Source organism: Rhodococcus artemisiae (assembly GCF_036327795.1).
Classification (GTDB): Bacteria; Actinomycetota; Actinomycetes; order Mycobacteriales; family Mycobacteriaceae; genus Rhodococcus; species Rhodococcus artemisiae.
The window spans coordinates 1-25,399 of the sequence record NZ_JAUTXY010000024.1; the positions used below are offsets into that span (position 1 = coordinate 1).

The window sequence follows — 25,399 nt, forward strand, 5'->3', positions numbered from 1 at the left end:
CGCCGTTGAACCTGCCCGCGACGATGCCGGAGCACGCGTCGGAGCTCTACTCGAAGAACGTGTCCGCGTTGATCGAGCTTCTGCTCGACGAGAGTGGTGCGCTCGCGCCCGATTTCTCGGACGAGATTCTCGAGGGAGCCTGCGTGACGCGGCCGAAGGAGAACGTCTAGATGTACAACGAACTGCTCGCGAACATCGCGATTCTGGTCCTTGCCGGATTCGTCGGATTCGCCGTCATCTCCAAGGTCCCGAACACGCTGCACACGCCGCTGATGTCGGGTACCAACGCCATTCACGGCATCGTCGTGCTCGGTGCCCTGGTGGTCCTCGGGCACCTGCCCGGTGACGCCCACTGGGGAATCAAGATCATTCTGTTCGTCGCTCTTGTCTTCGGCACCTTGAACGTGGTCGGCGGCTTCGTCGTCACCGACCGCATGCTCGGGATGTTCAAGCAGCGCAAACAGGCCCCGAAGGCTGCCGAGAAGGGGGCTGACGCCTGATGAGTTACCTCGTTTCAGTGCTGTACATCGTCGCGTTCGCGATGTTCATCTACGGTCTGTCCGGTTTGACCGGGCCGAAGACCGCGGTGCGTGGCAACTACATCGCCGCAGTCGGTATGGGTATTGCGGTCATCGCGGTGCTCATCGACATCCGTGAGACCGAGAACTGGGGTCTGATCATCGGTGGTCTGGCCGTCGGTGTCATCCTCGGTGTCCCGCCTGCGCTCAAGACCAAGATGACGGCGATGCCGCAGCTGGTCGCGTTGTTCAACGGCGTCGGTGGTGGCACGGTCGCCCTGATCGCGTGGGCCGAGTACCTCGACTCGTCGAGCTTCACCACCCTCGACGACGAACCGACCGTCACCATGATCGTCGGTTCGCTGTTCGCTGCGATCATCGGTTCGATCTCCTTCTGGGGCTCGCTCGTCGCGTTCACCAAGCTGCAGGAACTGCTGGGCAAGAACCTCGAGAAGAAGCTGGTCTCCGCCGCGAAGCTGTTCCAGCTCGCCAATATCGTGCTCGTGGTGGCGTCCATCGTGATCGCGGTGTACATCGGGCTCAGTGCCGATGGTGAGCCGCTCGCGGCGTGGTGGATTCTGCTGCTGCTCATCGTTGCGGGTTTGATGGGTCTGTTCGTGGTGTTGCCGATCGGTGGCGCCGACATGCCGGTGGTCATCTCGCTGCTCAACGCGTTGACGGGTCTGTCCGCTGCGGCGGCCGGTCTGGCGCTGAACAATCAGGCGATGATCGTCGCCGGCATGATCGTGGGTGCGTCGGGCACGATCCTGACGAATCTGATGGCCAAGGCGATGAACCGTTCGATCCCGGCGATCGTGTTCGGTGCGTTCGGTGGGGGCGGCGAGGGCGGTGCTGTGGCCGGTCCCGGCGGGGGCACGGTCAAGGCGACTTCTGCTTCGGATGCTGCGATCCAGATGGCGTATGCCAACCAGGTCATCGTGGTGCCTGGTTATGGTCTGGCGGTCGCGCAGGCGCAGCATGCCGTCAAGGAGATGGCCGCGCTGCTCGAAGAGCGTGGTGTGGAGGTCAAGTACGCGATCCATCCGGTTGCAGGTCGGATGCCCGGGCATATGAACGTGCTGCTTGCGGAGGCGGATGTGGAGTACGACACGATGAAGGAGATGGACGACATCAACGGCGAGTTCGGTCGTACGGATGTCACCATTGTCATCGGTGCCAACGATGTGACGAACCCGGCGGCGCGGCAGGATTCGTCGAGTCCGATCTATGGTATGCCGATCTTGAATGTCGATCAGTCGCGGTCGGTGATCGTGATGAAGCGGTCGATGAGTTCTGGTTATGCGGGGATCGAGAATCCGTTGTTCACGCTGGATCAGACGTCGATGTTGTTCGGTGATGCGAAGAAGATGGTCGGTGAGGTCACAGAAGAGCTGAAGGCTCTCTAGAGTCACTGCAGAGCTGAAGGCTCTCGGTCGCTCACCTGAAAGTGTGGATCCGAGCTCGGAAATCGGGCTCGGATCCACACTTTTCATTTGAGTGCCGGGGCGAGCGCCGCAGCGACGAGGACACACACCAACGGCACCACCATCGCCACCGTCAACGACGACACCTCGGAGATCCAGCCGATCGTCGCCGGTCCGGCAAGGAACCCTATGTAGCCCAGACCGACGACCCGCGACATGTTCTTGCCCGGGGTGCCGGTCGCAATGTTGCCCGCGGCGGTGAAGATCTGAGGGACCGCCCCCGACAGGCCGAGTCCGAACAACGCCCACCCGGCGAGGGTCAGCGGCACCCACGGCGACGTCATCACCAGGACCATGCCCGCTGCGGCCACGAGAGTGCCGTACCGGACCACGGCGACACCGCCGATCCGCGCGCTCACCCGATCGGCGACGAACCGGCCCAGCGTCATCGTCGCGGAGAACGCACCGAATGCCAGTGCCGCCACAGAATCCGACGCACTCAGATGCTCCTTGACCTGGAGGGCACTCCAGTCGTTGGCGACGCCCTCGCTGAGCATCAGCCCGAATGCGACGCCGCCGAGCAGGATCACCCGCACCGAGTAACCACCCGTGCCGCTCTCTGTGGGTGCGTGCGGTGTCGGCTCACTTCGTACGAGATGACGGGCCACCCACAGTATCGCGGCGAGACCGACTGCTCCGGCCGCCGCCAACGTCACGGGTGGGTCGATTCCCGCGGCGAGTGTCGCGGCACCCACGAGCGACCCGGCGATCCCGCCCATCGAGAACAACCCGTGGAACGCGGCCATGATCGGGCGGTGGTAGCGCCTCTCCACGAGTACGGCCTGAGAGTTCATCGACACATCGAGCGCACCGTTCGCGAAACCGAAGACGACCAGGGCGACAGCGAGCTGCCACGGTGTGGTGGCCAGGCCGGGGCCGATCACCGCGACAGCGAGAATTGCCGCGAACACCACTGTGGTGCGATCGCTGCCGAACCGATCGGCGAGGTACCCGGTCGCCTGCATACCCATCAGGGCACCGACCGCGAGGGCGAGCAGCAGAGTTCCCAGCGCGGCGTGACCGACACCTACTCGCTGCTGGACCACCGGGATATGGACGACCCACATCGCGAGGAGGAAGCCGTTGATACCGAAGACGGTGAACACGGCGGCGCGGGCGCGTGTGAGAACAGCATCGATCACGTGGCCCCACGCTAGTGGGATTCTGCGAGGTGGACTGTCAGGGGGACGAGACGAGTGTCGGTACCGGATCGTTCAGGACGGCGCCCACGGCAGCCAGGGCACGCCCCGCCTGTTCACCGTCGACGAGTCGATGGTCGAACGCAAGCGACAACGTCACGACCTTCCGCACGGCCAGTGCGCCGTCGACCACCCAGGGGCGGTCGGTGATCGCTCCGACAGCCAGGATCGCGGCCTCCCCCGGATTGAGGATGGGGGTGCCTGCGTCGACTCCGAACACTCCCACGTTGGTGATCGAGATCGTCGACCCCGTCAGTTCGCTCGGGGAGGCCTCACCGGACCTCGCGTTCCCGGCCGCCGCGGCGATCGAGCCGGCCAGATCGGGTAGACGCATCGCGTGCGCGTCGCGCACCACCGGCACCTTCAGGCCTTCGTCGGTGGCTGTCGCTACACCCAGATGTACACGGTGGTGAACGACGATCTCCTGGGATTCCTCGTCCCACGAGGAATTCAACGACGGCTCGTCGGCCACGGCACGCATCAGTGCGGTCGCGACGACCGACAACGGTGTCAGGTGTGTGCCGTCGAATGGCGGCGCCGACCGCAGCCGCGTCACCAGCTCGACTGTGTTCGTCGCATCGCATGTGAGGAACACTGTGGCGTGGGGTGCGGTGAAGGCACTACGTGCGACGGCCGCGGCACTGCGCTTGCGGATTCCGCGGACGGGGACGCGCGTCTCGTCGTCGCTGCCGGGTGCCTGCAGGAGGGCCATCCCCTTCGCAGCGGCGTGACCGTCAGCGCGGCGCCGGACATCGGCGCGGGTGATCACACCACCCGGACCTGTGCCCTCGACGGTAGCGAGGTCGACACCCAGTTCTTTCGCCTCGCGGCGGGCACCGGGTTTCGCGTCGGGTCTGCGCACGACCTCATCGCTGGTGCTTGTCTCTGCCTCGGAATCTGTCTCGGGTTCGGCCTTCCGGAAGGCGCGCCTGCTGACCGGCGTCGCACCTGGGCCGTAGCCGACGAGAACCTGCGGTCGCTGCTCGGCACCCTGTTCATCGGGGTTCGCGGGCGCAGAGTCGGTTTCGGGACCACTGCCGACCGACACCGTGATCCGCAGCAACGGCGCCCCGACCGGCACGGTGTCGCCGGGGGAGGCCAGCAACTCGGCGACGGTCCCGGCATACGGCGACGGCAACTCCACCGTCGCCTTCGCCGTCTCCACCTCGGCGATCACCTGGTTGAGGTCGAGGTGATCGCCTACCTGAACCTTCCACACGACCAGATCTGCGTCGGCCAGGCCTTCGCCCAGATCCGGCAGCCGAAATTCCTTGACGGTGTCCACCATCGGCTCTCCGTTGGTCACGCCGCGAGGCTGCGGTCGACGGCGTCGAGAATCCGGTCGGGGTCGGGGCGGTGGTGGGACTCGAGTTTCGCGGGGGGATAAGGAATGTCGAATCCGCCGACCCGGAGCACCGGAGCCTCGAGCTGATAGAAGCAGCGTTCGCTGATGCGCGCCGCGATCTCGGCCCCGACCCCACAGAACACGGGGGCCTCCTGCGCGACGACGAGCCGACCTGTGCGGCGTACCGACTCCTCGATCGTGTCGAAATCGATCGGGGACAGCGAGCGCAGGTCGATGACCTCGATCGAATGTCCTTCGCCCTGGGCGATATCCGCAGCCTGCAGGGCCGTCGTCACGAGCGCGCCGAAGGTCACGAGTGTGGCGTCGCTCCCGGCGCGGGCGATGCGAGCCCGGTCGAGCGGTAGTTCCGGTTCTGCGTCGACGTCTACCGAACCGCGTTCCCAGTAGCGGTGTTTCGGTTCGAGGAAGACAACCGGGTCATCGAGGGCGATGGCCTGCTGGATCATCGCGAACGCGTCGGCGGGGTTGCTGGGGGAGACCACCCGCAGGCCGGCGGTGTGCGTGAAGTACACCTCGGGCGATTCCGAATGGTGCTCGACCGCGCCGATCCCACCGCCGTAGGGGATGCGGATCGTCAGTGGTGCCCGGACAGCGCCCGCGGTGCGGTAGTGGATCTTCGCGACCTGCGAAACGATCTGGTCGAACGCGGGATAGACGAACCCGTCGAATTGGATCTCGCACACAGGGCGATAGCCGCGCAGTGCCATCCCGAACGCGGTACCGACGATTCCGGACTCGGCCAGCGGGGTATCGATGACCCGGCCGTCCCCGAAATCCTTCTGCAGTGTGTCGGTGATGCGGAAGACGCCACCGAGTTTGCCCACGTCCTCGCCCATGATGACAACCTTGCGATCGTGTTCGAGGGCCCGTCGCAGACCGGCATTGAGCGCCGCGCCGAGCGTCATCGTCGTGGTGGTCATCGTCCGGCCTCCTTCTGGGTAGCGAAGCTCGCGAGGTAGCCGGTGTAGTCGGCGCGTTCGCCTTCGATCAGGGGGTGTTCGGTGGTGTACACGTGGTCGAACATGCCGAGCGGTTCCGGGTCGGGCAGTGCGAGAGTGCCGCTGCGCAGCCGTGTCGCGGCGGTGTCGGCGGCATCCTGCACCTCGGCGAGAAATTCGTCGTCGGCGAGGCTTTCGCGTTCGAGCAACTTCCGAACCCGTTCGATCGGGTCGCGCGCCCGCCATTCGTCGAGGTCGGCGTCGGTGCGGTAGCGGGTGGGGTCGTCGGAGGTGGTATGCGGTCCCATCCGGTAGGTCAGGGCCTCGACGAAGAACGGTCCGGCTCCGTCGCGTGCGTGCCGGGCTGCGCGACGGGTGACGGCGAGGACCGCGAGCACGTCGTTGCCGTCGACCTGCACGGCGGGCATGCCGAACCCGGCGGCGCGTTGTGCGAGGGGAACCGGCGACTGGATGTGTGTGGGGGCGCTGATCGCCCAGTGATTGTTCTGGCAGAAGAACACGACGCCCACGCCCCAGCTCACCGCGAAGCCGAGCGCCTCGGACACGTCGCCCTGGCTGGTGGCGCCGTCCCCGAGATAGGCGACCGTTGCGATGTCGGCGTCGTCGAGCTTGGCGCCCATTGCATATCCGGTCGCGTGCAGCCCCTGCGAACCCACGACGATCGCCGGGTTCGTCATGTTCACGGTCGCGGGATCCCAGCCGGAGTGCGCGCAGCCGCGCCACATGCGGGTCATGTCGGCGGGATCCACACCGCGACACCAGGCGACGCCGTGCTCACGGTAGCTGGTGAAGATGTAGTCGTCGGGCGCGAGAGCATGGGCGGATCCGACCTGTGCGGCCTCCTGTCCGGTCAGGGGAGCCCAGAGACCGAGTTCGCCCTGCCGCTGAAGGGCGGTGGCTTCGGTGTCGAGTCGACGGACGACGACGAGGTCGCGATACATCTCGCGCAGTCGCTCGGGGCCGATGTCGGAGACCAGCGCGGAGTACTCGGGACTGTGGACGCGCCGGCCGTCGGGCTGGATGAGCTGAACCGGATAGGTCGGGGATGCAACCATCGTCGATCACCTCGTCGGTGCAGGCCCGGTGCACCCTTGTGGGGCGGACCGAACTCGTATTGTGCTGTACATCACATCATCCACATTCGGGGAGAGTGCGCAATCGCGCACGGCCTGAGTGTGCAGGAAGCACGGATACCGACCGGTTTCCGGTGGCACACTGTGAAAGATGACCAATGTGGACGCGACTGATGCCCGTCTGCTGATAGAACTGGCCCGCACGCCGCGCGCTACGGGTGTCGAGTTGGCGCAGCGGCTGGGGTTGTCTCGCAACACCGTGCAGGCGCGCCTTGCGCGATGGGACGCGGAAGGGTTGCTGGCGTCGTTCGAGCGGCGTGTCGATCCGGTTGTGCTCGGTTACCCGCTCGCAGCGTATGTGGCGACCACGGTCGACCAGCATCGTCTCGCCGGTGTAGTCGATGCGCTGGAGAAGATCCCGGAGGTCGTCGAGGTCTACGGGCTTGCGGGTTCGATCGATCTGTCGGTCAAGATCGTCGCCCGCGACACGGACGATCTGTACCGGCTCGCGGGGCAGATCCTCGAGATTCCCGGTGTGGAGCGCACCAACATGTCGCTGGTGATGCGTGAGCTGGTTCGGCAGCGCACGGTGCCGCTGCTCGGGATGATCCTCGGCGACGGATGACAACCGAACCGCAGACCCGGCTCAGGTTGAACGGGTGACGAGCTTGCTGACGGCCTTGCGGATCTGTTCGGGGATCGGGACGGGCCGTCGTGTGTTCATGTCGACGTACACGTGTGCGAAACGCCCGGTGGCGGCTGCAACGAGTGAGCCGTCGGCCTCTTCGCGGAAGATGGCGAGTGAGTAGCTGACCGATCGGCGGCCGAGGTGATCGACCGAGAGTCCCACCTGGAGGCGATCGGGAAACGACAATTCCGTGAGATAGCGGCACGAGGTTTCGGCGACCACTCCGATTGCGTCGAGTTCGCGGATGTCCACGCCGGTCGTGGCCATGAGCCAGCCGTTGACTGCCGAGTCGAAGTACGAATAGTAGGTCACGTTGTTGATGTGGCCGTAGTGATCGTTGTCGGCCCAGCGGGTCCGAACCGGCCACAGCACCGGGAACTGCCCCGGATCGGCTGTGGGTCTCGTCGGCTGGCGGTTGGTCACGTCTCGACGATAGTGCTATCCGGACAGCAATTCCGATCAACAGTGTTCACATTGCAGAACCGACACCGAAAAAGGTCGAATCGGGCGCTCTGGTGGCGCATCGACGAGACTATGCGTGCCATTATTCGGTATGGACCACCAGAACGTACTCATCTCCAGTGCCGAACTCGCCGAGCGTATCGGCGGCGGCAGGCCGCCGATCCTGCTGGACGTGCGCTGGGCGCTCGGCGACCGCCGCGGCCGGGAGAAATACCGCGAAGGCCACATTCCGGGCGCGGTCTTCGTCGATCTCGACGCCGAGCTCGCCGATCCGCCGTCCGTCGAACTGGGTCGTCATCCGCTGCCCGACATCGAGCGACTACAGGTGGAGGCTCGTGGGTGGGGGATCTCCGACGACTCGACAGTCGTTGCCTACGACGCAACCGGCTCCATGGCGGCGGCACGCGCATGGTGGCTGCTGAAGTGGGCCGGTGTAGCAGACATCCGCCTGCTCGACGGCGGGCTTCCCGCATGGATCGCCGGTGCTCATCCTGTCGCGGCGGGCCCCGGCGCGGAACACCACCGGGGGACGGTTTCCCTCAGCGCGGGGCACATGCCGACGGTCGACATCGGCGAGGCCTCGGCGTTTCCGTCGCACGGGGTCCTGCTCGATGCCCGTACCCCCGAGCGCTACCTCGGACAGGAGGAGCCGGTGGACCCGCGTGCCGGGCACATCCCCGGCGCGGTCAATGCACCGACCGGCGGAAATCTCCGCGAGGACGGCACCTTCCGGCCGGCCGATCAGCTCGCGGCCCGGTTCGCGGAGCTGGGGGTGACGGGTGATGTGGCCGTGTACTGCGGGTCGGGGGTCACCGCGGCGCACGAGATCGCAGCGTTGGCCATCGCGGGGATCGAGGCGTCGCTGTTCCCGGGATCGTGGTCGCAGTGGTCAGGTGATGCTCGGCGCGAAGTGGCGACGGGATAGGAAGAGTGCGAGTGTGATGGCGCTGTGTCCCTGCCGCGGTGCCTCACTCGGCTCACTGTCTCGAGTACTCGGATGCGCGCCGGATCTGCTGGTCGGTGGGGCGCACACCGGTGTAGAGCTCGAACTGCAGTGCCGCCTGCAGGGCGATCACCTCGTCTCCGGTGATTGTCGGCACCCCGTGTTCGCGTGCAGCGCGCACGAGCGGGGTGTCGGGCGGCATCGCCACCACGTCGAACACGGTCGATGCTGCGGTGATGGCGTCTTCGGGGAACGACAGGGTCTCGGAATCCGGCCCTCCTCCCGACATTCCGATGGGCGTAGCGTTGACGAGGAGTCCCGGGGTCAGGCCGGTCGCGTCGGTGCGCCAGGTGTAGCCGTACTTCTGCGCCAGGGCTCGGCCGCTGACCTCGTTGCGTGCCACGACGGTGCCCTCGGTGAAGCCGCTGTGGCGCAGGGCGGCGGCGACCGCTTTGGCCATGCCTCCACTTCCGGCGATCGTGACGGGCAGGGCGGGGTCGACGTCGTGTGCGGCGAGCAGATCGACCACGGCCTGGTAGTCGGTGTTGTAGGCGTGGAGGGCCCCGTCGTCGTTGACGATCGTGTTGACCGACTCGATCGCCCGGGCGGAGTCGTGCAGGACATCGACCAGCGACAGAACGGCTTCCTTGAACGGCATGGACACACCCGCGCCGCGGATGCCCAGTCCTCGGATCCCAGCGACGGCGTCGCCGATGTCGGTGGGGCGGAATGCCTTGTAGACGAAGTCGAGGCCGAGTTCCTCGTAGAGATAGTTGTGGAAACGGGTTCCGATGTTGCTGGGTCTGCCCGAGAGCGAGATGCACAGCTGTGTGTCCTTGGAGATGCGCGAGGCCATCCCAGTACAGTAATCCGAGTGTTCGGCGGAATGCTGTTCTCCGAAACAAGAATCATGTATGTTCCCATTATGGGAGACGATCTTGGAGCCGGTGGACTGCGATTCGAGCGCGAAGGCGCGATCGGGTGGTGCATCATCGACCGTCCCGCCGCGCGCAACGCATTCACCCCGGCCATGTACTACGGCCTCAAACGTGCGGTGAAACTGGTCAACACCGACCCCGACCTCGGCGCGCTGATCATCACCGGTGTCGACGACGTCTTCGCGCCGGGCGGCGACCTAGGCGGTCGCTCGGAGCCGGGCGACAACCTGCCGGAAGGACTTTCCGGTGACGAGGTCGTTCCCTTCCTGACCATCCGCGACAGCCGTGCGCCCGTCATCTCCGCTGTCAACGGAATCTGCCAGGCAGGGGGGTTGCTGGTGGCCATGATGTCCGACATCGCGGTGGCCAGTGACCGCGCGACCTTCCGCGTGCCCGAACTCCTGCGCGGAATCCCCGACGCGACCTACGCCGCGGCACTGCCCGCACACGTGGGCCTGGCAGCGGCCCGCGATCTGATCCTCTCGGCCCGCAAGTTCGATGCGGCCGAGGCGCTTCGCCTCGGGGTGATCTCCCGCGTCGTCCCGCACGAGCAGTTGCGCGAAGCCGCGCTGACCGCGGCCCGCGAGGTGTTGCAGACCGCGCCGATCGCTCGCGCCCAGGTCAAACGCATGCTCAACGATCGCTACGGACTGTTCGACTACCAGACGATGTTCGGTGCGCTAGAGACGTCCCAGGAGCCCCGTGAAGGGATGCGCGCGTTCATGGAGAAGCGCGATCCCGCGTGGATTCCACACAACCTGCCGTCTGCTTGATGATCACCCCGCGCACGTCTGCGCCGCGTCGGTGAGTGCGCCTTGATCCTCGATGGTGATCGGCAACCCGTATCTCACGGCGACCGTCAGGTATTTTCCTGCGAACCAGCACCGGTACCCGGTGGCGGGTGGTAGCCACGCGGCGGGGGTGTGGTCGCGTTTGGTCATGTTCGCGGCGCCGTCGACGGCAATCAGGTTGTACACCACGTCGTTCGCGAACTGCCGCCGTAGCTCCGCTGGCCAGCTCGCCGCGCCGTGATCCCACGCTGCCGCGAGCGGATAGACGTGGTCGATGTGCACCGCGTTCGCATGTGTGCGCTGGAAGTGCACTCGCGTACCCGTGTACGGGTCGTCGAGTGTTCCGGTGATGACGATGCAGTCGTCGCTGCCCGGGCGGAAGGTGACGTCGCGCAGGTCTCGCGCGAGCACGTTGTTGCGGGTGTCGCAGCCGTCGTGCCCGCCCGGCCCGGGGTGTTCGTCCGTCCAGGCCTCCCCGAAGACGCACCCGTCGCCGCTTCCGCAGTCGCGCTCGTAGCCACCGGGATGTGGCCGCTCGGGGACCACGGTCACGGCGGCGAGCAACTCGTCGATCAGCGCGCGTGACGGACTGCCGGGGGCGGGACCCGTCGACCGTGGTGACGGGTCGAACCACCACGACACGATCATTGCGATCACCACCACCGGCACACACCACTTCGCGTTCCCACCGCGCATCGGGTGATCGTGGCAGGTCCGCGCCGAGGTGTCGCCTTCGCGCGCTCCGCGGATTCCTGCGCGCGTCATGTCGTGAGCACGTGCCAGAGCCGCCCCACAGTGCCACGTACGCGGCAGCCGGATGCAGTGGAAGTCAGCTTTCGGTGGTCAACGGGAAACGCGTCGCGCGGACGGATGCGACGGTGCGGCCGTCGTGTCCGACGATCCACGAACCACCGGCCTGGCGGCATTCGGCGATCCGATCGTAGACCCTGAGTAGGAAGAAGATCGCTTCCTCGGGACTGGCGGTCGCTGCGAGCCGGTGCGACTCACCATGTTTGGTGCCGTCGAGCCACACCCCGCACTGGCCGTCGAGACGCAACGTGGTGACGTGGTCCCAGTCGATGAACGCGTACTTCACCTGTTCCCACGGGGTGTGAGCACTGTGTGTCTGCTCGAGAACCTGGATCAGGACGGACATACCGCTTATCCTCCTCCGACCACGCGTCCGGATCCAGAGGCGCCGAGTCGAGAGTGCTCGGTTGCCGGAGCGTTCAACGGACGGACACGACCACCTTGCCGCTCGCGTGACCGTCTTCGACGAGCGCCAGCGCGCGTCCGGCCTCGCCGAGCGGGAAGGTGTGTTCGATCCTCGGATCGAGCACACCTGATTCGATGAGTGCCGCGACACGCGTGAACACCTCGGTGGTGCGGCGACGGTCGACGCCCGAACCGCCGAGGCCGGACGCGCGCGCAGGATCGGCGACGCTGATCAGACGTACATCGGGTCCGCATGCGGACGCGGCGCGCGCCAGGACGTCCCCGCCCACCAGATCGACGATCACCGTCACCTTGCCCGCGCGTTCACCTGCCGCGACGATCCGTTCTTCGCTGCCGGGGCCGGACTCGATCCAGATGCCACCGTTGGCTTCCACGAGGCCCGTCTTGCCGGCACTCGCGACGCCGAGCACTGCTGCCCCCTGGGCGTGGGCGAGCTGGGTGACGGCGGAGCCGACGCCACCGCCGGCACCGAGCACGAGTACGGTGTCTGCGTCGACGATCTCGAGCTGTTCGACGATGTCCAGCGCGGTGCCGGCCGCGACGGGAATGGTCGCGGCGGAGGCGAAGCCGACGCGTTCGGGTTTGTGGGCGGTGCTGTCGGCGTTGAGCACCGTGTACTCGGCGTATCCGCCGAAGCCGGTGGCCGTCGACCCGAATACGGCATCACCGACGACGAAACTCCTGCCGTTCTCACCCACCGCTGTGACAACACCGGACACCTCGCGTCCCAGGACGGCGGGCAAGGTCACCGGAACGGTGTCCTTGCGGGTGCCCGCCCGTACCTTCCAGTCGGCCGGATTCACCCCGGCGGCGTGCACGGCGACGACGAGCTGACCTGGCCCCGGCCGGGGTATTTCCAGGTCGAAGACCTGCTGGGTGTCGGGTCCGCCGTATTCCGAGAATCCGTACGCAATCGCCATGTTCACAGCCTGCCACTTCGGACGTCGACGGGGGCTGGCACCATATAGGGATGTTCTTGCACGGGCTCTGGTCACCTGGATCGGGCCTGGTGCTGTGGCGCGAACCGGACGAACCGACCGCATCTGCCGAATCTGCAGACGGCGCGGAGCTACCGTCGGCGCTGCGCAGGTGGACGGACCGGCCGTTCCGGCACCGGGTCGAATTGACTCTGCCCGGCGATACGGAGCCCCGCACGCTGCCCGCCGTTGCCATTGCGCCGCCGGACGCGGCCGAACTCCTGCTCGACATCCCGCGCCGCGCCCAGGGCATTGCGGGAGATCTGCGTTTCCTCGTCCACGTGGCGCGCGGCATCGAACGATGGGCGCAGGCCGGCCGCGTGGCGCCCGAGCTGGTGCGCGCCGAGAAACAGTGGTGGGCTCGGTGGCGGCTCCTCGGCGGCGAGAAGAACCGGGCGTGGCTTGCGGAGCTCGCTGCGGCGATGCCGCCGGTCCAGCGGCAGCTCGGCCGCCCGGTCGCACTGCTCGACGACATGTGCGCGGAGCTGACCGATCCGATCGTCCGGGGTCTACACGGGTCGTCGACGTCACTGCACCCCCTCGTTGCCGCGCTGGCCGAAGGCAACCCGCATCCCCGTGGCAGTCAGCGCATGGCCGATGCTCTCGACGAATGGCGGGCCAGCCTCGCGGGATTCGAACCCGACCTCGTGCTTCGGTTGGTGGAACCCGACGACAGTGACGACGCGGATGTCGGCGCCGACGCTCTCTGGCGTCTCGAAGTGTGCCTGCAGACTGAAGGGCAGTCGCCGGTTCCGTTGCCGGTGGAGTCCACCGACGCGCACCTGCTCCAGATCGGTGTCCGCAAGCTCGGCGCCGCCCTCAACGCGTACCCGCGACTGCAGGAAGTCCCTCGCGACCCCGACACACTCGACCTGCTGCTGCCCACGCCGGTCGTGATCGATCTGGTGGAGCACGGAGCGCGCGCGTTGCACGCGGCCGGTGTGTCGCTGCTGCTGCCGAGGGCGTGGGCGACCGTGGACGCGTCGCTACGGCTCACGGTCAATTCGTCGGTCGCGCCGGTGACCGCCGACGAGAGTTCGGTGGGGATGAACGCGATCGTCTCCTACGAGTGGCAGCTCGCCGTCGGCGACATGCTGCTCACGCACTCCGAAATGGAGGAACTCGTCGCCGCGAACAGCGATCTGGTGAAGCTGCGTGGCAAATGGGTTCGCGCCGACAACGAGGCGCTTGCACGAGCCGCCAAGTACGTCAATGCCCATTCCGAGCAGGACGGGTCGCTCGGTTCCCTGTTCGCGCAGTTCACCGGTGATGATCCGCCCCCGGTCGAGGTCACCGACATCACCGCGTCCGGGTGGGTCGAGACACTGCTGGACGGTCAGATCCATCCCGATCCGGTTGCGGTGCCGAAGGATCTGCGCACCGAGCTGCGCCCCTATCAGCAGCGGGGACTCGACTGGCTCGCGTTCATGACTCGGCTCGGTCTCGGTGCGGTGCTCGCCGACGACATGGGTTTGGGCAAGACGGTGCAGGTGCTCGCGCTGCTCGCCCACGAGCGTGAGGTGGCACAGGCAGACGGTTCTCCTGGGGGTTCGGCGCCGACGTTGCTGGTGTGTCCGATGTCCGTCGTCGGTAACTGGCACCGGGAGGCCGAACGGTTCGTTCCTGGCCTGCGCGTCTATGTCCACCACGGCCCGCAGCGTCTGCGTGGCGACGCGCTTGCTGCAGCGGTCGCCGACCACGACCTGGTGATCACCACGTACGCGATCGTCGCGCGTGACATCGCGCAGTTGGTGGAGTTGTCGTGGCGGCGGATCGTGCTCGACGAGGCGCAGCACGTGAAGAACGCGAGCACCGGACAATCGCGGGCCACCCGCGCGATTCCCTCGGCGCACCGCATCGCCCTCACCGGGACACCCGTCGAGAACCGGCTCGAGGAACTCCGGTCGATCCTCGATTTCGCCAACCCGAAACTGCTCGGTAGTGCCGCAGGGTTCCGGGCGAAGTTCGCGGTGCCCATCGAACGCGACCACGATTCGGCGGCCGCCGCGCGACTGCGCGCCCTGACCGCGCCGTTCGTGTTGAGGCGTGTCAAGACCGACCCCGATGTGATCTCCGATCTGCCCGAGAAGTTCGAGCAGACCGTGCGCGCCAACCTCACCGCCGAACAGGCCGCGCTGTACCGGGCTGTCGTCGACGACATGATGCGCAAGATCCGGGACAAGGAGGGAATGGCCCGGAAAGGGGCGGTGCTGGCAGCGCTGACCCGCCTCAAGCAGGTGTGTAACCATCCCGCCCACTACCTCGGCGACGGATCACCCGTCCTGCGTCGTGGGCGCCATCGGTCGGGCAAACTCGGATTGATCGAGGACATCGTCGAATCGGTCCTCGCCGACGGCGAGAAGGTCCTGCTCTTCACTCAGTTCCGTGAGTTCGGCACCCTCATCGCGCCCTATCTCGAGCAACGATTCGCCACCGAGGTGCCGTTCCTGCACGGCGGTGTGCCGAAGAGGAAGCGCGACGACATGGTCACCCGATTCCAGCAGGAAGGTGCCGGGCCACCGATCATGCTCCTGTCGCTCAAGGCGGGCGGCACGGGTCTGAACCTGACGGCCGCCAACCATGTGGTGCACCTGGACCGATGGTGGAACCCGGCGGTCGAGAACCAGGCCACCGACCGCGCCTTCCGCATCGGGCAACGCCGCGACGTGCAGGTGCGCAAGCTGGTGTGTGTGGGGACGGTCGAGGAACGGATCGATGAAATGCTCGCCGGGAAACAAGAACTCGCCGACCTCGCGGTCGGGGTGGGGGAGAACTGGATCACCGAACTGTCCACGGATCAGCTGCACTCGCTGCTGACCCTCGGCGACGACGCGGTGGGTGACTGATGGCCGGCCGGAGGAGCACGGGGAGGTACGGCCCGGTCGGACCCGCGGCGCGTGGCGTCGAGGCCCGCACCAAACGCGGTGCGATAGGCCGCAGCTGGTGGTCGAAAGAACTGATCGCGGCGATGGAACAGGTCGCAGACAAGGGGCGGCTGACGCGGGGGCGCGCGTATGCGCGATCGGGCCAGGTGGTCTCGATGCGCCTGGAACCCGGCGCCGTGATCGGCGAGGTGCAGGGCAGCCAGTTGCGCCCGTTCACGGCCACCGTCACGGTGCGCGCGTTGTCCGAGGACGCCGTCGGCGAGCTGATCGAGCAGGTACGTTCGTCGCCCGGGTTGCTTGCGCGCCTTGCCGGGGGAGTGCTTCCCGAAGAACTCGGGCACCTGCTGCTGCCCCGTCGCGCGGGGGAACTGGACTTCGACTGCACGTGCCCCGACGACGGATGGCCGTGCAAGCATGCCGCGGCGGTCGCGTTCTTGCTGGCCGAGCACGTCGACGAGGACCCTTTGTCCGTCCTGACGCTGCGCGGGGTCGACCTGTCGATGCTCATCGGCGGGGTGCAGGAGGAAGAGACCGACGACGACGATGACTTCTACGGGAACGGCACCGAACTACCCGAGCTGCCGGTCGAGCACTTCCGCCCGGCCCTCGACGACCTGGATCCGATGTCGCTGCGCCGCGCGTTGCGTGCGGGTGGAACCGATGAGGCCGTCGTGATCCGGGGGATATCCGATCTCGAGGACCTCTACCGCCGTCTGCGCTGATCCGCCGCTCGGCTCGGGGTGGTCCGGGGATGTGACGGTAGACATACATGGACTTCCAACTATAGGATGGGCGAAGACTTCGGGGTGTGGTCTCGGGCCGCCCCCGGTCATCGACACGACTATCTCTGAGGACGGTTCGACATGAGCGTTCGAGAACTCACCCACTTCGTCGGCGGCGAGCACATCCCCGGTGCCTCCGGTCGCTTCGCCGACGTCTTCGATCCCAACAACGGCGCCGTTCAGGCGCGAGTGCCGCTCGCCGACAACTCCGAGGTCGAGGCGGTCATTTCCAACGCTGCCGAGGCGCAGAAGGTCTGGGCTTCCTGGAACCCGCAGAAGCGCGTCCGCGTCCTCATGAAATTCGTGCAGCTCGTGCAGGACAACATGGACGAGCTGGCGCAGCTGCTGTCGAGCGAGCACGGCAAGACGCTCGCCGACGCCAAAGGTGACGTCCAGCGCGGCCTCGAGGTCGTCGAGGTGTGCCTCGGTGCCCCCCACATGCTCAAGGGCGAGTACACCGAATCGGCCGGCACCGGCATCGACGTCTACTCGATGCGTCAGCCCCTCGGCGTCGTCGCCGGCATCACGCCGTTCAACTTCCCGGCGATGATCCCGCTGTGGAAGGCCGGCCCGGCTCTCGCCTCCGGCAACGCATTCGTCCTCAAGCCGTCCGAGCGCGACCCGTCCGTGCCGCTGCGCCTGGCCGAGCTCTTCATCGAGGCCGGACTGCCCGCAGGCGTCTTCAACGTCGTCAACGGCGACAAGACGGCTGTCGACGTCCTGCTGACCGACTCGCGGATCAAGGCAGTGGGCTTTGTCGGTTCGACACCGATTGCGCAGTACATCTACGAGACGGCAGCGCAGAACGGCAAGCGCGCACAGTGCTTCGGTGGTGCGAAGAACCACGCGATCATCATGCCCGATGCCGACCTCGACCAGGTGGCCGACGCGCTCGTCGGTGCCGCCTACGGTTCGGCGGGCGAGCGCTGCATGGCGCTGTCGGTGGCTGTCCCCGTCGGTGAGGACACCGCGGATCGACTCATCGCGAAGCTCACCGAGCGCATCGCCGAACTGCGCATCGGCACCAGCTTCGACGAGAAGGCAGATTTCGGCCCGCTCGTGACCGCTGCAGCCCGCGATCGCGTCCATGAGTACATCGGTAAGGGTGTCGACGAAGGCGCCGAGCTCGTCGTGGACGGCCGAGGCTTCGTCCTCGAAGGCCACGAGAACGGATTCTTCTCGGGCGCAACGCTGTTCGACAGGGTCACCCCCGACATGTCGATCTACAAGGAAGAGATCTTCGGTCCCGTTCTGACCGTCGTCCGCGCGCGCGACTACGAGGAGGCCCTGCGCCTGCCCACCGAGCACGAATACGGCAACGGCGTCGCGATCTTCACGCGCGACGGCGACACCGCCCGCGACTTCACCACCCGCGTCGAGGTCGGCATGGTGGGCGTCAACGTCCCGATCCCGGTGCCGATCGCGTACTACACCTTCGGCGGCTGGAAAGCTTCGGGCTTCGGCGACCTCAACCAGCACGGACCGGACGCGTTCCGTTTCTACACCAAGACCAAGACGATCACCCAGCGCTGGCCTTCCGGTGTCAAGGAAGGCGACCTCGAGGGCGCCCATGTGGCCGACACCGACCACTTCGTCATCCCGACCATGGACTAGGCGGCACCGACAATGTTCGCACTCACCGACGACGACCGGGCGATCCGCGATACCGCCCGCGACTTCGCCAGCGAGTACCTGGCCCCGAACGCGGTCGAATGGGATCAGGAGAAGCACTTCCCGGTCGACGTGCTGCGCAAGGCCGCAGCACTCGGCATGGGCGGGATCTATGTCCGTGAGGACGTCGGCGGATCCGGGCTCCGGCGCCTCGACTCCGTCCGGATCTTCGAGGAACTCGCCAAGGGCTGCCCGTCGATCGCCGCCTACATCTCCATTCACAACATGGTGGCGTGGATGATCGACAAGTACGGCAACGACGAACAGCGTCGCCGCTGGCTGCCGAGGCTGTGCTCGATGGAACACCTCGGCAGCTACTGCCTCACCGAGCCGGGTGCCGGTTCGGATGCTGCCGCCTTGAGCACCAAGGCCGTTCGTGACGGCGACGAATACGTGCTCAACGGCGTCAAGCAGTTCATCTCGGGCGCGGGCACCTCCGACGTGTACGTGGTGATGGCCCGCACCGGCGACACCGGCGCACGCGGAATCTCCGCGTTCGTCATCCCGAAGGACACACCCGGTCTGTCGTTCGGCGCCAACGAGAAGAAGATGGGCTGGAACGCGCAGCCCACCCGTCAGGTGATCTTCGAAGACGCCCGCGTCCCCGCGGAGAACCTCCTCGGCGACGAAGGCGGCGGCTTCCGGATCGCGATGCACGGACTCAACGGCGGACGCTTGAACATCGCCGCGTGCTCCGTCGGCGGTGGCCAGACCGCCCTCGACCGCACAGTCGGGTACCTCGCCGAGCGCAAGGCGTTCGGCGAGCGGCTGCTCGATGCGCAGGCGCTGCAGTTCCGGCTCGCCGACATGCGCACCGAACTGGAAGCGGCACGCACCCTGCTGTGGCGGGCCGCTGATGCGCTCGACACGGAGGCCGCCGATGTCGTGGAACTGTGCGCGATGGCGAAACGGTTCGCGACCGACGCAGGGTTCGCCGCGGCGAACGAGGCACTGCAGCTGCACGGCGGTTACGGTTACCTTGCCGAGTACGGGATCGAGAAGATCGTGCGAGATCTGCGCGTTCACCAGATCCTGGAAGGAACCAACGAAATCATGCGGCTGGTCATCGCGCGCAGCGTGGTGGCGGCGGCCCAGACAGGAGCGGCATGACGGGGAACGAACCCGAAATCCTCATCGAAGCGAAGAACGGGCTCGGCCGGATCACTCTGAACCGGCCCAAGGCGATCAACGCACTCAACCACACCATGGTTCAGGCGATGGCCGAGGCGCTGCTCGAGTGGTCCACCGACGACACGATCCGTGCCGTCGTGGTCGCCGGTGCGGGCGAACGTGGCCTGTGCGCCGGCGGCGACATCGTTGCGATCTACCACGATGCGAAGGACGGCGGTACCGGCACACAGGACTTCTGGCGCGACGAGTACATCCTCAACGCCGCGATCGGCCGCTACCCGAAGCCGTACGTCGCGATCATGGACGGCATCGTGATGGGCGGCGGCATCGGGATCTCGGCGCACGGCAACGTGCGGATCGTCACCGAACGTTCCTCTCTGGCAATGCCCGAGGTCGGAATCGGGTTCATTCCCGACGTCGGCGGAACCTACCTTCTCTCGCGGGCCCCGGGTGAGCTCGGCACCCACATCGCCCTGACTACCGGGCGACTGAAGGCCGGCGACGCGATCGCACTCGGCTTCGCCGACCACTTCGTCCCGTCCGAGGCACTCGACAAGTTCGTCACCGCACTCGAATCCGGTTCGGTCGACGAGGCTCTGGCCGAATACTCGCAGCCCGCACCGGAATCGGACGTGCTCGCGCAGCAGAGCTGGATCGACGCGGCCTACTCCGCCGACAGCGTCCGCGCGATCGTCGAACAGCTCCGTGCCAGTGACGTTCCCGAAGCTCAGGCCACGGCCGAGACGATCCTCGGCAAGTCTCCGGTCGCGCTCGAGGCGACCCTGCGGTCGTTGCGGCACGCCCGGCAGCTCGGCACCCTCGAAGAGGTCCTCAACGAGGAGTACCGGGTGTCGCTCGCGTCGTTGAAGACCCACGATCTCGTCGAAGGAATTCGCGCGCAGGTGGTCGACAAGGACCGCAACCCCGCGTGGTCCCCGGCGACCCTCGCCGACGTCACCGATGCGGACGTCGACGCGTACTTCCAGCCGCTCGGCGATCTCGAACTCGGGCTCGCCGCCCCCGAAGGAGACCGATAGATGAGCACCCTACCCAGCGTTGCCTTCCTCGGCCTCGGGCACATGGGCGGCCCGATGGCCGCGAACCTGGTGAAGGCCGGCTACGCCGTGACCGGGTTCGACCCGGTTCCCGCCGCTGCGGAACAGGCCACCAAGGACGGCGTCACCGTGGTCGCGTCGGCGGTCGAGGCCGTGGGCAGCGCGGACGTCGTCGTCACCATGCTGCCCAACGGCAGGCTCGTGCTGGACCTCTACGACGAGATCCTGCCCACCGCGAAGGCCGACGCCCTGTTCGTCGACAGCTCCACCATCGACGTCGCCGACGCTCGTGAGGCCGCATCCCGCGCGCAGGCAGCGGGGCACCGGGCCATCGATGCACCGGTGTCCGGCGGTGTCGCCGGGGCGACCGCGGGCACCCTCGCGTTCATGGTCGGCGGATCCGAGGATGATTTCGGGTCGGCGCAGCCGTTGCTCGAGGTCATGGGACGCAAGGTCGTGCACTGCGGCGGGTCGGGCAACGGCCAGGCCGCGAAGATCTGCAACAACATGATCCTCGGTGTGTCGATGATCGCGATCAGTGAGGCGTTCGTGCTCGGCGAGAAGCTCGGCCTCGACAACCAAGCCTTGTTCGACGTCGCCTCCAACGCGTCAGGACAGTGCTGGGCACTCACGAGCAACTGTCCCGTCCCGGGGCCGGTGCCGACGACTCCGGCGAACCACGACTACCAACCAGGGTTCGCGGTGGCGCTCATGGACAAGGACCTCGGCCTGGCCTCGAACGCGGTCCGCACCAACGGTGTCGATGCCGAACTCGGTCTGCGCGCGGCGGAGCTCTACCACCGGTTCAACGAGGGCGGCGGTGGCGGCCTCGACTTCTCTGCGATCATCAACGACATCCGTACCCGTTCGACAGAAGAGGACAGCAAGTGAGCGAGTTCGAGACCATCCTGGTCGACCGTAAGGGCCGAGTCGGAATCATCACGCTCAACCGGCCCAAGGCGCTCAATGCCCTCAACAGCCAGTTGATGCACGAGGTCGTTGCGGCAGTCGAGGAACTCGATACCGACGCCGAGATCGGAGCGATCCTGCTCACCGGTTCCGAAAAGGCCTTCGCCGCCGGCGCCGACATCAAGGAGATGGCGCCCAAGACGTTCAGCGAGGTCTACGGGGAGGACTTCTTCTCCGAGTGGGACCGCCTCTCGGCGGCACGCACCCCGATCGTCGCCGCGGTCTCCGGCTATGCGCTCGGTGGCGGCTGCGAGCTCGCGATGCTGTGCGACTTCATCATCGCCTCCGACACCGCGAAGTTCGGGCAGCCCGAGATCAAGCTCGGCGTCATCCCGGGTATCGGTGGCTCGCAGCGACTGACCCGCGCCGTGGGCAAGGCCAAGGCGATGGAGATGGTTCTCACCGGTCGCAACATGGACGCAGAGGAAGCCGAACGCGCCGGGCTCGTGTCGCGGATCGTGCCGGTGGCCGAGCTGTTCGACGCCGCGCTCGAGACGGCGACGACCATCGCCTCGATGTCGTTGCCCGTCGCGATCATGGCGAAGGAAGCGGTGAACCGCGCGTTCGAGACCACGCTCGCCGAGGGTGTGAAATTCGAACGACGCGTGTTCCATTCGACGTTCGCGACCGCCGACCAGAAGGAAGGCATGGCCGCGTTCATCGAGAAGCGTGCACCGGAGTTCAAGAACGCTTGATCGAGCGAGTTCGGTAGAGACGAGTGAGGGCCGCCCCGACCGGGGCGGCCCTCACTGCTCGTTCACCACTTCGTCGGCGTGCCACCTGTGTCGAAATCACCTGCGTCGTGGCGCATCACGGACAGAACCCGGAGCAGTTCGTCGAGGTCTGCATCCGGGATACCCGGGCGCGCGAACACCTCGGTATTGAGCTTCTCGGTCGCTTCGATGGCGAGTGCGCGCCCCGCGTCTGTCAATTCGATCAATGTAGCGCGGCGGTCGCTCGGGTGCGGGGTACGCCGGACGAGACCGGCGGTCTCGAGCCGGTCGACGGCGTTGGTGACACTGGTCGGGTGCACCTGCAGACGAGCGCTGGCCTTGGCCATCGGGAGAGCACCCGACTTCGTGAAGTGCAACAACGTCAGCAGTTCATAGCGGGCGAAGGTCAGTCCGAACGGCTTGAGGACTTCTTCGACGCGGGCGATCATGATCTGCTGGGCCCGCATCACCGAGGTCACGGCGGCCATACCGTCCGCGACCTCGCCCCAGCCGTGGAGAGTCCACTGACGGTGGGCTTCGGCGATGGGGTCGAGCGGAAGTGGTGCGGGCATGCCCCGATCATCCCACGGCGACAGACACGTCAGGCGAACTGCTCCTCGAGGTGGTCGAGGAATGCCATTGCTTCGTCGTAGTCTGCGCGAATCGCCCAGTACGGCATGTCGTAGGCGTGTCCGGCTGCGAACGCGGGAAGGGCGGCGTAGATGGGGTTCTCCCTCAGTTCCTCGACGGACGGGCCGGGGCCGTTGAACCCGGTGACGAACACTGTCGGGGTGGTCACGACCTGGCCGATGGTCTCGAGGGAAACCTCGAACATGTCGCCGCCTTCTGTGTAGGGCTCGGCGCCGCTGTCCGCGAACACGGGGGCCGGCTCGAACCCGAAGTCGACGAGATCGGCGGGCAGGCCCATGTCCTCGATCAGGACATACGGAGTGCCGTCCGCCGTGATCGTGACATACGAGACGGGGTTGGGCGGTGGGGTGATCGACTCGATGACCTCGGCCCTGCGGTCCTCGTACTCCTGCGTCAGCTGCGTGAGTACCTCGGACTGGTCGAACACGTCGTTCGCGAGGAACCCGAACTGTTCCTGCCAGGTCTGGAACTGCCGGTCCACCAGTACCGTCGGGGCAACCGTCGTGAGGTTGTCGTAGGCCTCTGATGCCTGCAGGTACGGGAACCCGACGCCGCCCGCGATGATGAGATCGGGGTCCATCGCTGCGATGGCCTCGATATCGAAGCCGTCCACGGACCACGGAAGGAATTCGGTTCCGGCAGCGTCTGCATCGTCCGCCCAGAACTCGGAGAAGGTTCCCGCCACATCCGCGTCCTCGGGTGTGACGCCGACGATGGGAACATCGAGGTGGTAGAGGTAGCCGGCCAGCGCGTAGTTCAAGACGACGACGCGTTGCGGGTCGGCCGGAATCGTCACCTCTCCCATGGGGGTTGCGACGGCGCGGGTCTCCTCCGCGGAACTCTGCTCCGTCGTGTCCGTCCCCGTGTCCGCCCCTGAATCCTGTCCGCACGCCGTGAGTGCGAACGCTGTCAACACCGCGGCGCACAGCGGGATGATCCTTCTTCGAATCGACACGTGCACAACACCTCCTGAACCGCGGAGTCTCCGCGAGAAGGTCAGGCTAACCGAAGTGTCGGTCGGCTGCACCGCCCCCGTCTCGTTCGAGAGTGGCGGGGATCCACTCCGGCACCCGTCGGCCTGCCCTGAATCTGTGCTCGGTGAAGTGCAGGTGTCGTCTCGGTGAACGGCGGCTTCACCCGCGGTGGCGAACATCTACGCACGTCAGGCACGCATAGTGTCGGCGTTAGAGTGCGCGGGTGCACATCTTGTTCGTCTGTAGTGGGAACGTGTGCCGCTCGGTGATCGCCGAGCGGCTCACGCTCGCATACGCCGCCGAACGACAGATCAGAGGACTCACCGCTGAGAGCGCCGGGACTCGAGCACTTGTCGGGTTCCCGATCGAACCACGTGCCGCCGCGGTGATCGAGGGGCTGGGCGGCGACGTGACCGAACGGCGAGCACGCCGCGTCGATACGGACATGATCGCAAGGGCAGCTCTCGTCCTCACCATGACCGAGGACCTGCGCGACCGGGTCAGTGCACTGGCCGCGGGAGCATCGATGAAGTCGTTCACCCTCACCGAGGCGCACCGGATCGCCGCCGTGACCGGAGCCGACACCGTCGCGAGGCTCGACGCCTATCGCTCCACCAGCGATGCCGAGGGAATTCCGGGGATCCCCGACCCGGTCGGGCTGTCGGAGCGCAAGTTCGTCGAGACGGGGGACCGGATCGCGGCGGCCCTGTTTCCCTTGCTCGACATCCTCACCACGCGTCACGCCGGGAACGACCCGGCCATCGCCGGGTGGCGCATTCAGCGGTATGCGTAGTCGGGGAAATGTTCGTCGACGTCCTCGGCGCACAACCCGAATTCCTCGAGGGTGTACCGGTGTGCGGGCTTGCGTGCTCCGCTGCGGCTCTCGGCGTGCATCGCCGTCATCGCACGCTCCGCATCGAGGCTGAGGTCGGTGCCGAGCCGGTCGTAGATGCTCCCGATCGTCTCCAGCGGATCGGCGACGAAGTCCCGGTAGTCGACGTCGACGAACTGTGCGCGGTCGTGTCGCGACCGGGCCTCGGTGAATGTTGCGTATCCCCGTGACCACAGATCGAGCTGGCTACGGCCGATGGTGTCGCCGACGAACGTCTCCGACCACCCCTCGGTCGCCTGGGCGGCAAGGCTGCAGACCGACGGGATGACAGTGCGCGGGTCGCGGTGGGTGACCACGACGAGGGCATCCGGGTAGACCGTGAGCAGTTCGTCGAGGGCGAAGAGGTGGCTCGGGTTCTTCAGCACCCATCGCTTGCCGGTGTCGGGTAGGCCGATCAGCTGGAGATTGCGTCGATGACGCGCATACGCCTCGGTCCAATCCTGACGGGCGAGCCACTGCGAGTAGGTGGGCAGATGAGCGAGGCATTCGTACGAGATCGACCGGAACGACTGGCGCAGCAGTTGCCAGCATTCCTCGACCTCCGCGGCCGACATGTAGTGCACCCCCATGAACTCCGGGTGCTCGACGTGATGCTGGGAGAACGTCGACTCGATCCCGGCGAACACCGGATTGTCGCCCCAGGCCTCGCGGGGCGGGCGCGGTTGCGGCATCTCGGTCAGCCACATCTCGAGACCCTGGTGGGCAGGGTCGGCGGTGAGGAGGCGATGCAGCGCCGTGGTGCCGGTGCGAGGCAGGCCGGTGACGAAGATCGGTCGCGTGATCTCGACGTCTGCGTGCGCGGGGTGCTGAGCCCACGCTGCCTCGGACAACAGCCGCGCGACGAGTGCTCCGCGCAGGAACACCCGCGACATCTTGCTGCCGAGTGGGGTGTGTTTCTCGTCGCGCTCGTACGAGTCGAGTAGGACGCCGAGCGCCTCGCTGTAGTTGTCGGTCCCGAAATCGGTCAGGCCCGTCAGGCGCCTTGCGGACTCGTGCAGCGATTCGGCGGTGCCGATCGTGGTGCGTTCGGTCATTATCAGTC

Annotated in this window: 25 protein-coding genes and 1 pseudogene; 14 read left to right on the forward strand and 12 right to left on the reverse strand. The window is 66.6% G+C overall.

What is annotated here, in order from left to right; genetic code table 11:
* The 3 genes and pseudogenes from Q7514_RS30700 to Q7514_RS30710 form a co-directional block, all read left to right on the forward strand.
* A pseudogene (locus Q7514_RS30700) lies at positions 1 to 170 on the forward strand (NAD(P)(+) transhydrogenase (Re/Si-specific) subunit alpha); the annotation flags it as partial.
* Positions 171 to 500, forward strand: a complete 330-nt coding sequence (locus tag Q7514_RS30705) for an NAD(P) transhydrogenase subunit alpha (protein WP_054715668.1) — start codon at positions 171 to 173, stop codon at positions 498 to 500.
* Positions 500 to 1,924: an NAD(P)(+) transhydrogenase (Re/Si-specific) subunit beta gene (locus Q7514_RS30710; RefSeq protein ID WP_330137040.1), complete on the forward strand. Its 1,425-nt coding sequence runs from the start codon at positions 500 to 502 to the stop codon at positions 1,922 to 1,924. Before Q7514_RS30705 ends, Q7514_RS30710 begins: the two co-directional genes overlap by 1 nt.
* Positions 1,925 to 2,007: 83 nt before the next feature.
* On the opposite strand, the gene Q7514_RS30715 is transcribed toward Q7514_RS30710, so the two are convergent.
* The 4 genes from Q7514_RS30715 to pdhA are packed head-to-tail and all read right to left on the reverse strand — an operon-like array spanning position 2,008 to position 6,581.
* Complete coding sequence (locus tag Q7514_RS30715; protein ID WP_330137084.1) at positions 2,008 to 3,141, reverse strand: MFS transporter; 1,134 nt, start codon at positions 3,139 to 3,141, stop codon at positions 2,008 to 2,010.
* 40 nt (positions 3,142 to 3,181) lie between these two features.
* Positions 3,182 to 4,489 carry a dihydrolipoamide acetyltransferase family protein gene (locus Q7514_RS30720; protein ID WP_330137085.1) on the reverse strand — a complete coding sequence of 436 codons (1,308 nt, stop codon included), beginning with the start codon at positions 4,487 to 4,489 and terminating at the stop codon, positions 3,182 to 3,184.
* A gap of 14 nt (positions 4,490 to 4,503) precedes the next feature.
* Positions 4,504 to 5,487: an alpha-ketoacid dehydrogenase subunit beta gene (locus tag Q7514_RS30725; RefSeq protein WP_330137041.1), complete on the reverse strand. Its 984-nt coding sequence runs from the start codon at positions 5,485 to 5,487 to the stop codon at positions 4,504 to 4,506.
* The gene (pdhA, locus tag Q7514_RS30730) at positions 5,484 to 6,581 is read right to left on the reverse strand and encodes a pyruvate dehydrogenase (acetyl-transferring) E1 component subunit alpha (RefSeq protein WP_330137042.1); all 1,098 of its coding nucleotides are present in this window, start codon (positions 6,579 to 6,581) and stop codon (positions 5,484 to 5,486) included. The genes Q7514_RS30725 and pdhA overlap by 4 nt, the downstream gene beginning before the upstream one ends.
* Before the next feature lie 169 nt (positions 6,582 to 6,750).
* Between pdhA and Q7514_RS30735 the strand changes: the two genes are divergently transcribed.
* Positions 6,751 to 7,224: an Lrp/AsnC family transcriptional regulator gene (locus Q7514_RS30735; protein ID WP_330137043.1), complete on the forward strand. Its 474-nt coding sequence runs from the start codon at positions 6,751 to 6,753 to the stop codon at positions 7,222 to 7,224.
* Positions 7,225 to 7,245: 21 nt separating this feature from the next.
* Here the strand turns inward: Q7514_RS30735 and Q7514_RS30740 are convergent, their stop codons facing one another.
* Positions 7,246 to 7,710, reverse strand: a complete 465-nt coding sequence (locus Q7514_RS30740) for an acyl-CoA thioesterase (RefSeq protein ID WP_330137044.1) — start codon at positions 7,708 to 7,710, stop codon at positions 7,246 to 7,248.
* A 130-nt stretch (positions 7,711 to 7,840) separates the two neighbouring features.
* On the opposite strand from Q7514_RS30740, the gene Q7514_RS30745 reads away from it, so the two are divergent.
* Complete coding sequence (locus tag Q7514_RS30745; protein ID WP_330137045.1) at positions 7,841 to 8,674, forward strand: sulfurtransferase; 834 nt, start codon at positions 7,841 to 7,843, stop codon at positions 8,672 to 8,674.
* 52 nt (positions 8,675 to 8,726) lie between these two features.
* Here Q7514_RS30745 and Q7514_RS30750 read toward each other — a convergent pair whose 3' ends face one another.
* On the reverse strand, positions 8,727 to 9,548 hold the full coding sequence (locus Q7514_RS30750; protein WP_330137046.1) for a shikimate 5-dehydrogenase: 822 nt from the start codon (positions 9,546 to 9,548) through the stop codon (positions 8,727 to 8,729).
* A gap of 69 nt (positions 9,549 to 9,617) precedes the next feature.
* Between Q7514_RS30750 and Q7514_RS30755 the strand changes: the two genes are divergently transcribed.
* Positions 9,618 to 10,403: an enoyl-CoA hydratase/isomerase family protein gene (locus Q7514_RS30755; RefSeq protein ID WP_330137047.1), complete on the forward strand. Its 786-nt coding sequence runs from the start codon at positions 9,618 to 9,620 to the stop codon at positions 10,401 to 10,403.
* Between the two features lie 3 nt (positions 10,404 to 10,406).
* Here the strand turns inward: Q7514_RS30755 and Q7514_RS30760 are convergent, their stop codons facing one another.
* From Q7514_RS30760 to Q7514_RS30770, 3 genes are all read right to left on the reverse strand, one after another.
* The gene (locus Q7514_RS30760) at positions 10,407 to 11,069 is read right to left on the reverse strand and encodes an HNH endonuclease family protein (protein WP_330137086.1); all 663 of its coding nucleotides are present in this window, start codon (positions 11,067 to 11,069) and stop codon (positions 10,407 to 10,409) included.
* A gap of 181 nt (positions 11,070 to 11,250) precedes the next feature.
* Entirely contained in the window at positions 11,251 to 11,577 is a 327-nt protein-coding gene (locus Q7514_RS30765) for a hypothetical protein (RefSeq protein WP_054720041.1), read from the reverse strand.
* Positions 11,578 to 11,650: 73 nt separating this feature from the next.
* A complete protein-coding gene (locus tag Q7514_RS30770; RefSeq protein ID WP_330137048.1) occupies positions 11,651 to 12,577 on the reverse strand; it encodes an NADP-dependent oxidoreductase in 927 nt (308 codons plus the stop codon).
* 50 nt (positions 12,578 to 12,627) lie between these two features.
* On the opposite strand from Q7514_RS30770, the gene Q7514_RS30775 reads away from it, so the two are divergent.
* From Q7514_RS30775 to Q7514_RS30805, 7 genes are all read left to right on the forward strand, one after another.
* Complete coding sequence (locus Q7514_RS30775) at positions 12,628 to 15,480, forward strand: DEAD/DEAH box helicase (RefSeq protein ID WP_330137049.1); 2,853 nt, start codon at positions 12,628 to 12,630, stop codon at positions 15,478 to 15,480.
* Positions 15,480 to 16,241: an SWIM zinc finger family protein gene (locus Q7514_RS30780; protein ID WP_330137050.1), complete on the forward strand. Its 762-nt coding sequence runs from the start codon at positions 15,480 to 15,482 to the stop codon at positions 16,239 to 16,241. Before Q7514_RS30775 ends, Q7514_RS30780 begins: the two co-directional genes overlap by 1 nt.
* Before the next feature lie 141 nt (positions 16,242 to 16,382).
* Positions 16,383 to 17,915, forward strand: coding sequence for a CoA-acylating methylmalonate-semialdehyde dehydrogenase (locus Q7514_RS30785; protein ID WP_330137051.1), 1,533 nt, complete (start codon positions 16,383 to 16,385; stop codon positions 17,913 to 17,915).
* Between the two features lie 12 nt (positions 17,916 to 17,927).
* Positions 17,928 to 19,082, forward strand: coding sequence for an isobutyryl-CoA dehydrogenase (locus tag Q7514_RS30790; RefSeq protein ID WP_330137052.1), 1,155 nt, complete (start codon positions 17,928 to 17,930; stop codon positions 19,080 to 19,082).
* Positions 19,079 to 20,140, forward strand: a complete 1,062-nt coding sequence (locus tag Q7514_RS30795; RefSeq protein WP_330137053.1) for an enoyl-CoA hydratase/isomerase family protein — start codon at positions 19,079 to 19,081, stop codon at positions 20,138 to 20,140. Before Q7514_RS30790 ends, Q7514_RS30795 begins: the two co-directional genes overlap by 4 nt.
* A complete protein-coding gene (mmsB, locus tag Q7514_RS30800) occupies positions 20,141 to 21,049 on the forward strand; it encodes a 3-hydroxyisobutyrate dehydrogenase (RefSeq protein WP_330137054.1) in 909 nt (302 codons plus the stop codon).
* On the forward strand, positions 21,046 to 21,822 hold the full coding sequence (locus Q7514_RS30805; protein ID WP_330137055.1) for an enoyl-CoA hydratase: 777 nt from the start codon (positions 21,046 to 21,048) through the stop codon (positions 21,820 to 21,822). The genes mmsB and Q7514_RS30805 overlap by 4 nt, the downstream gene beginning before the upstream one ends.
* Positions 21,823 to 21,884: 62 nt before the next feature.
* Here Q7514_RS30805 and Q7514_RS30810 read toward each other — a convergent pair whose 3' ends face one another.
* Together Q7514_RS30810 and Q7514_RS30815 are read right to left on the reverse strand one after the other, a co-directional pair.
* The gene (locus Q7514_RS30810) at positions 21,885 to 22,412 is read right to left on the reverse strand and encodes a MarR family winged helix-turn-helix transcriptional regulator (protein WP_330137056.1); all 528 of its coding nucleotides are present in this window, start codon (positions 22,410 to 22,412) and stop codon (positions 21,885 to 21,887) included.
* A 29-nt stretch (positions 22,413 to 22,441) separates the two neighbouring features.
* Positions 22,442 to 23,446, reverse strand: a complete 1,005-nt coding sequence (locus Q7514_RS30815; protein WP_330137057.1) for an ABC transporter substrate-binding protein — start codon at positions 23,444 to 23,446, stop codon at positions 22,442 to 22,444.
* Positions 23,447 to 23,688: 242 nt separating this feature from the next.
* On the opposite strand from Q7514_RS30815, the gene Q7514_RS30820 reads away from it, so the two are divergent.
* Positions 23,689 to 24,258, forward strand: a complete 570-nt coding sequence (locus tag Q7514_RS30820; protein WP_330137058.1) for an arsenate reductase/protein-tyrosine-phosphatase family protein — start codon at positions 23,689 to 23,691, stop codon at positions 24,256 to 24,258.
* Here Q7514_RS30820 and Q7514_RS30825 read toward each other — a convergent pair.
* A complete protein-coding gene (locus tag Q7514_RS30825) occupies positions 24,243 to 25,391 on the reverse strand; it encodes a sulfotransferase family protein (RefSeq protein WP_330137059.1) in 1,149 nt (382 codons plus the stop codon). The two genes, Q7514_RS30820 and Q7514_RS30825, sit on opposite strands and share 16 nt — an antisense overlap.
* Positions 25,392 to 25,399 lie beyond the last annotated feature (8 nt).

Bases quoted from the DNA above. Each gene is read 5' to 3' on its own strand.
- Q7514_RS30705 (WP_054715668.1), top strand. From the start codon at position 171: ATGTACAACGAACTGCTCGCGAACATCGCGATTCTGGTCCTTGCCGGA.
- Q7514_RS30710 (WP_330137040.1), top strand. From the start codon at position 500: ATGAGTTACCTCGTTTCAGTGCTGTACATCGTCGCGTTCGCGATGTTC.
- Q7514_RS30720 (WP_330137085.1), bottom strand. From the start codon at position 4,489: ATGGTGGACACCGTCAAGGAATTTCGGCTGCCGGATCTGGGCGAAGGC.
- Q7514_RS30725 (WP_330137041.1), bottom strand. From the start codon at position 5,487: ATGACCACCACGACGATGACGCTCGGCGCGGCGCTCAATGCCGGTCTG.
- pdhA (WP_330137042.1), bottom strand. From the start codon at position 6,581: ATGGTTGCATCCCCGACCTATCCGGTTCAGCTCATCCAGCCCGACGGC.
- Q7514_RS30735 (WP_330137043.1), top strand. From the start codon at position 6,751: ATGACCAATGTGGACGCGACTGATGCCCGTCTGCTGATAGAACTGGCC.
- Q7514_RS30745 (WP_330137045.1), top strand. From the start codon at position 7,841: ATGGACCACCAGAACGTACTCATCTCCAGTGCCGAACTCGCCGAGCGT.
- Q7514_RS30750 (WP_330137046.1), bottom strand. From the start codon at position 9,548: ATGGCCTCGCGCATCTCCAAGGACACACAGCTGTGCATCTCGCTCTCG.
- Q7514_RS30755 (WP_330137047.1), top strand. From the start codon at position 9,618: ATGGGAGACGATCTTGGAGCCGGTGGACTGCGATTCGAGCGCGAAGGC.
- Q7514_RS30760 (WP_330137086.1), bottom strand. From the start codon at position 11,069: ATGATCGTGTCGTGGTGGTTCGACCCGTCACCACGGTCGACGGGTCCC.
- Q7514_RS30765 (WP_054720041.1), bottom strand. From the start codon at position 11,577: ATGTCCGTCCTGATCCAGGTTCTCGAGCAGACACACAGTGCTCACACC.
- Q7514_RS30770 (WP_330137048.1), bottom strand. From the start codon at position 12,577: ATGGCGATTGCGTACGGATTCTCGGAATACGGCGGACCCGACACCCAG.
- Q7514_RS30775 (WP_330137049.1), top strand. From the start codon at position 12,628: ATGTTCTTGCACGGGCTCTGGTCACCTGGATCGGGCCTGGTGCTGTGG.
- Q7514_RS30780 (WP_330137050.1), top strand. From the start codon at position 15,480: ATGGCCGGCCGGAGGAGCACGGGGAGGTACGGCCCGGTCGGACCCGCG.
- Q7514_RS30785 (WP_330137051.1), top strand. From the start codon at position 16,383: ATGAGCGTTCGAGAACTCACCCACTTCGTCGGCGGCGAGCACATCCCC.
- Q7514_RS30790 (WP_330137052.1), top strand. From the start codon at position 17,928: ATGTTCGCACTCACCGACGACGACCGGGCGATCCGCGATACCGCCCGC.
- Q7514_RS30795 (WP_330137053.1), top strand. From the start codon at position 19,079: ATGACGGGGAACGAACCCGAAATCCTCATCGAAGCGAAGAACGGGCTC.
- mmsB (WP_330137054.1), top strand. From the start codon at position 20,141: ATGAGCACCCTACCCAGCGTTGCCTTCCTCGGCCTCGGGCACATGGGC.
- Q7514_RS30810 (WP_330137056.1), bottom strand. From the start codon at position 22,412: ATGCCCGCACCACTTCCGCTCGACCCCATCGCCGAAGCCCACCGTCAG.
- Q7514_RS30825 (WP_330137059.1), bottom strand. From the start codon at position 25,391: ATGACCGAACGCACCACGATCGGCACCGCCGAATCGCTGCACGAGTCC.